The organism is Kitasatospora sp. MBT63 (assembly GCF_000710465.2).
Taxonomy (GTDB): Bacteria; Actinomycetota; Actinomycetes; order Streptomycetales; family Streptomycetaceae; genus Kitasatospora.
The window spans coordinates 26258-27024 of the sequence record NZ_JAIZ01000702.1; the positions used below are offsets into that span (position 1 = coordinate 26258).

Here is a 767-nt window from a genome sequence, read left to right on the forward strand (position 1 = left end):
CGTACTCCGCCGCCGAGCCGATGTGCACCAGCCGGGCCGGCTCCCGGCTGCGCCGGATCGCCTCGCAGACCGTGGCGACGGCCAGCGTGTTGGCCTGGATCAGCAGCCGCGAGGTGCCGTAGGTCGCCCCGGCGCAGTTGACCACCACCTGGGGGGCGACCGCGTCCAGGAACCGGGCCAGCGCACCGGGGCTGCCCGCCGTCAGGTCGAACCGGATGTCGGCCGAGTCCCGCCGGCCGAGCACGGTGACCTGCATGCCCGGGTCGGCCAGCAGACGCTCGGCGACGCGGCGGCCGATAAAACCGTCGGCGCCCAACAGCAGCACCCTCATCGGGGGTGTCCTTCCATGAGGCCCCGGACACGGTCGCCGGGGCGGGTCTGTGACGAACTGCTCGAACTGCCCGGGCCGACGGCCGCGGCGGGCCCGACCGCCGCCGACCGCCGCCCGGCACTCAACCGCCGGGTTCCCCGGCACCCCCGCGGTACGCCCCGGGGCGGCCGAACACCGACCAGGCGTACGGCAGCAGCACCACCGCCGCCCCGCCGCAGGCCAGCAGCCGGGCCCCGGCCGCCCCGACACCGGGCAGCACCGCCGGGAGCACCAGCGCGGCCAGCGCCGCCACCGGCAGCGCCGTCGCCGCGAGGACCGGACGCCCGCACCGCAGCAGCGCGGCGACCAGCACCAGCAGCAGCCCGACCGCGGCCTGCGCGGCCCACTGCCCCTGGCCCGCCCGGTGCGCGGCACCGTGCAGCAGGCCGTCCCCGGA

Annotated in this window: 1 protein-coding gene and 1 pseudogene; both read right to left on the reverse strand. The window is 78.2% G+C overall.

Annotated features, from left to right (window positions below; genetic code table 11):
• The coding region (locus tag AA75_RS52870) for an NAD-dependent epimerase/dehydratase family protein (protein WP_033824791.1) at positions 1 to 331 on the reverse strand (331 nt) is incomplete at its 3' end.
• Between the two features lie 121 nt (positions 332 to 452).
• Positions 453 to 767: pseudogene (locus tag AA75_RS50260) on the reverse strand (hypothetical protein); the annotation flags it as partial.